This window comes from Cupriavidus sp. 05T313, assembly GCF_056396665.1.
This window is the reverse complement of the sequence record NZ_JBFTLX010000389.1, coordinates 1-4,594: the sequence shown is the minus strand read 5'-3', so window position 1 is coordinate 4,594 and position 4,594 is coordinate 1. Positions and strand designations below refer to the sequence as shown.

The following is a 4,594-nucleotide window of genomic DNA, read 5'->3' as shown; positions in this document are numbered from 1 at the left end:
GCCCACATCGTCGAGCAGCGCATCGACAACAAGATCATCCGCCCCAGCGCCAACTACACTGGTCCGGAGAACCTGAAGTTCGTGCCGATCAAGGATCGCAAGTAACACCCGGCTGCCGGTTTGCTCCCCTGTACCGCCCGTGGGAGAGGGGGTAGCCGGCCGCGAAGCACGGCCGCTACCCCCTGATCATTACTCTCTTTCTTCCCTACAAAATGAACACTGCAAACCGCAAACCGCTGCCCGGCACCCAGCTGGATTTCTTCGACACGCGCGCCGCGGTCGACGCGATCCAGGCGGGCGCCTATGACAAGCTGCCGTACACGTCGCGCGTGCTGGCCGAGAACCTCGTGCGCCGCTGCGACCCGGCAACGCTGACCGATTCCCTCAAGCAGCTCATCGAACGCAAGCAGGAACTGGATTTCCCCTGGTTCCCGGCGCGCGTGGTCTGCCATGACATCCTGGGCCAGACCGCACTGGTGGACCTCGCCGGCCTGCGTGACGCGATCGCGGCCCAGGGCGGCGATCCGGTCATGGTCAACCCGGTGGTGCCGACGCAGCTGGTGGTGGACCACTCGCTGGCCGTCGAGTGCGGTGGCTTCGATCCCGATGCGTTCGCGAAGAACCGCGCCATCGAAGACCGCCGCAACGAAGACCGTTTCGATTTCATCAACTGGACCAAGAAGGCGTTCAAGAACGTCGACGTCATTCCGCCGGGCAACGGCATCCTGCACCAGATCAACCTCGAGCGCATGAGCCCGGTGGTGCAGGTAAAAGACGGCGTGGCCTTCCCCGACACGCTGGTCGGCACCGACTCCCACACCCCGATGGTGGACGCCCTGGGCGTGATCGCCATCGGCGTTGGCGGCCTGGAAGCCGAAAGCGTGATGCTGGGCCGCGCCTCGTGGATGCGCCTGCCGGACATCATCGGCGTGGAGCTGACCGGCAAGCCGCAGCCGGGCATCACCGCGACGGACACCGTGCTGGCCCTGACCGAATTCCTGCGCAAGGAAAAGGTCGTGTCGTCCTACCTCGAATTCTTCGGCGAAGGCACCACCCACCTGACGCTGGGCGACCGCGCCACCATTTCCAACATGGCGCCGGAGTTCGGCTCCACCGCCGCGATGTTCTACATCGACGAGCAGACCATCAAGTACCTCCGGCTCACCGGCCGTGACGAAGCACTGGTCAAGCTCGTGGAGACGTATGCCAAGGAAGCCGGCCTGTGGGCGGACAGCCTGGAGCACGCCGAGTACCCGCGCGTGCTGAAGTTCGACCTGTCCTCGGTGGTACGCAATATCGCCGGCCCGTCCAACCCGCACAAGCGCGTGCCGACGTCCGAACTGGCCGCGCGCGGCATCAGCGGCAAGGTCGAGAACGAGCCCGGCCTGATGCCGGACGGCGCCGTGATCATCGCCGCCATCACCAGCTGCACCAACACCAACAACCCGCGCAACATGGTGGCCGCCGGCCTGCTGGCACGCAACGCCAACCAGCTTGGCCTGACCCGCAAGCCGTGGGTGAAAAGCTCGCTGGCGCCTGGCTCCAAGGCTGTCACGCTGTACCTGGAAGAAGCCAGCCTGCTGCCGGAACTGGAACAACTGGGCTTTGGCGTCGTGGCCTATGCCTGCACCTCCTGCAACGGCATGTCCGGCGCGCTGGATCCGGTGATCCAGAAGGAAGTCGTGGACCGCGACCTGTACGCCACCGCCGTGCTGTCCGGCAACCGGAACTTCGACGGCCGTATCCACCCGTATGCCAAGCAGGCCTTCCTGGCCTCGCCGCCGCTGGTGGTGGCATACGCCATTGCCGGCACCATCCGCTTCGATATCGAGAAGGATGTGCTGGGCACGGACGCCAATGGCAAGCCGGTGACCCTGAAGGACATCTGGCCGACCGATGCGGAAATCGACGCCGTCGTAGCCGCCAGCGTGAAGCCGGAGCAATTCCGCAAGGTGTACGAGCCGATGTTCGCCGTGACCGCCGACACCGGCGAAAAGGTCAGCCCGCTGTACGACTGGCGCGAGATGAGCACATACATCCGCCGCCCGCCGTACTGGGAAGGTGCGCTGGCCGGCGAACGCGCGCTCACGGGCATGCGCCCGCTGGCGGTGCTGGGCGACAACATCACCACCGACCACCTGTCGCCGTCCAACGCCATCATGCTCGATAGCGCCGCCGGCGAGTACCTGGCGAAGATGGGCCTGCCCGAGGAGGACTTCAACTCCTACGCGACCCACCGCGGCGATCACCTTACCGCGCAGCGTGCGACCTTCGCCAACCCCACCCTGAAGAATGAAATGGTGGTGGTRGACGGCAAGATGAAGGCAGGCTCGCTCGCCCGCGTCGAGCCCGAAGGCAAGGTCACCCGCATGTGGGAAGCCATCGAGACCTACATGGCGCGCAAGCAACCGCTGATCGTGATCGCCGGCGCCGACTACGGCCAGGGCTCCTCGCGCGACTGGGCCGCCAAGGGCGTGCGCCTGGCTGGCGTGGAGGCCATTGCCRCCGAAGGCTTCGAGCGCATCCACCGCACCAACCTGGTCGGCATGGGCGTGCTGCCGCTGGAGTTCAAGCCGGGCGTGAACCGCGCCACGCTGGGCATCGACGGCACCGAGACCTACGATGTGATCGGCGAGCGCAAGCCCCGGACCGACCTCACTCTGGTCATCCACCGCAAGAACGGCGAGCGTGTGGAAGTCCCCGTGACCTGCCGCCTCGATACCGCGGAAGAAGTGTCGATCTACGAAGCCGGCGGCGTGCTGCAGCGCTTCGCGCAGGACTTCCTCGAATCGTCGAAGGCAGCTGCGTAAGCACGGGCTGACGGCTTCGTGCATCGTGTTCGGGCGGTACGGCGACGTACCGCCCGTTTTCACCAGGACAAACTATCCATGGCCCACGTACCCCAGATCAAGATTCCCGCCACCTACATSCGTGGCGGCACCAGCAAGGGCGTSTTCTTCCGCCTGCAGGATTTGCCTGACGCCGCGCAGGTGCCGGGTGCGGCCCGCGATGCGCTGCTGATGCGCGTCATCGGCAGCCCGGACCCTTACGGCAAGCAGATCGACGGCATGGGTGCCGCTACCTCCAGCACCAGCAAGACCGTCATCCTCTCCAAAAGCAGCAAGCCCGATCACGACGTCGATTACCTGTTCGGCCAGGTCTCCATCGACCAGCCGTTCGTCGACTGGAGCGGCAACTGCGGCAATCTCTCCGCCGCCGTCGGGCCCTTCGCCATCAGCGCCGGGCTGGTCGACCCCAGCCGCATCCCGCAAAACGGCATGGCCATCGTGCGCATCTGGCAGGCCAACATCGGCAAGACCATCATCGGGCACGTGCCGATCACCAATGGCGCCGTGCAGGAAACCGGTGACTTCGAACTCGACGGCGTGACCTTCCCCGCCGCCGAAGTCCAGCTGGAATTCATGGATCCCGCAGCCGAGGAGGACGGCGCCGGCGGCGCCATGTTCCCCACCGGGAACCTGATCGACGATCTCGAGGTTCCCGGCGTCGGCACGCTGAAGGCCACCATGATCAATGCCGGCATCCCGACCATCTTCCTGGACGCGGAAGCCATCGGCTACAAAGGCACCGAACTGCAGGACGCCATCAACGGCGACCCCAGGGCGCTGGCGATGTTCGAGACCATCCGCGCCCACGGCGCGGTGCGCATGGGTCTGATCAAGGATATCGGCGAAGCCGCTACCCGGCAGCACACGCCGAAGGTGGCCTTTGTCGCCAGGCCAGCCGCCTATGTTGCGTCCAGCGGCAAGCAGGTTGCCGCCGGCGACGTCGACCTGCTGGTGCGCGCCCTGTCCATGGGCAAGCTGCATCACGCCATGATGGGCACGGCCGCCGTGGCCATCGGCACCGCCGCGGCCATCACGGGCACGCTGGTCAATCTCGCCGCCGGCGGTGGCGAGCGCAATGCCGTGCGCTTCGGCCATCCGTCGGGCACCCTGCGTGTGGGCGCGGAAGCCACGCAGGTCAACGGCGAATGGACCGTSACCAAGGCCATCATGAGCCGCAGCGCMCGGGTGCTGATGGAAGGMTGGGTGCGCGTGCCCGGCGATGCGTTCTGAAGCACGCTGACGCAGTGGCCGATGGACGGCCCGCGGCGCGCATGGAGCCCGGCTTTTGCCGGGCTTTTTTGTGCCTGCCGTCCGCCTCCCGCCTCGGGAAAACCCCGAATCCGCAAATGTCGACACATTTGACCACCCTCTCGTATAGTTCACCCTCCGCTGGCCAGACACCTGTAAGTCAGGCCCGGGCCGGCCGGATTGCGAAGACCGATAGACGACGCAGACACCCAAAAGGTGCTGTTCAGTCGTGCCTATACGAGGAGAATCATGAAACGCTTTGCCCGTCTCACCACCATCGGCGCCCTGCTGCTCGCCGCCAGCCTGACCACCGGCGCCGCCCATGCGCAGCTTGCCCCGTCCGCCGCCGCGCCGACGCAGGCCAGCGCCCCCAGCGAAGCCCGCAAGGCCAATATCGTCATTATCGGCACCGGCGGCACCATCGCCGGCGCCGGCGCTGCCGCCACCAATACCGCGGCCTACCAGTCGGCCGTGGTGCCGGTGGACAAGATCATCGC

Annotated in this window: 2 protein-coding genes and 1 pseudogene; all 3 read left to right on the top strand. The window is 66.2% G+C overall.

The genetic code is table 11. The annotated features are described in order from the left end of the window. Nucleotides 1-212 precede the first annotated feature (212 nt). Nucleotides 213-2,810, top strand: coding sequence for a Fe/S-dependent 2-methylisocitrate dehydratase AcnD (gene acnD, locus AC1DKD_RS39405; RefSeq protein ID WP_477144579.1), 2,598 nt, complete (start codon nt 213-215; stop codon nt 2,808-2,810). A gap of 78 nt (nt 2,811-2,888) precedes the next feature. After that, nucleotides 2,889-4,079 (top strand): 2-methylaconitate cis-trans isomerase PrpF, encoded by a 1,191-nt coding sequence (gene prpF, locus AC1DKD_RS39400; protein WP_477144578.1) that lies wholly within the window; start codon nt 2,889-2,891, stop codon nt 4,077-4,079. Nucleotides 4,080-4,346: 267 nt separating this feature from the next. Next, a pseudogene (locus AC1DKD_RS39395) lies at nt 4,347-4,594 on the top strand (L-asparaginase); the annotation flags it as partial.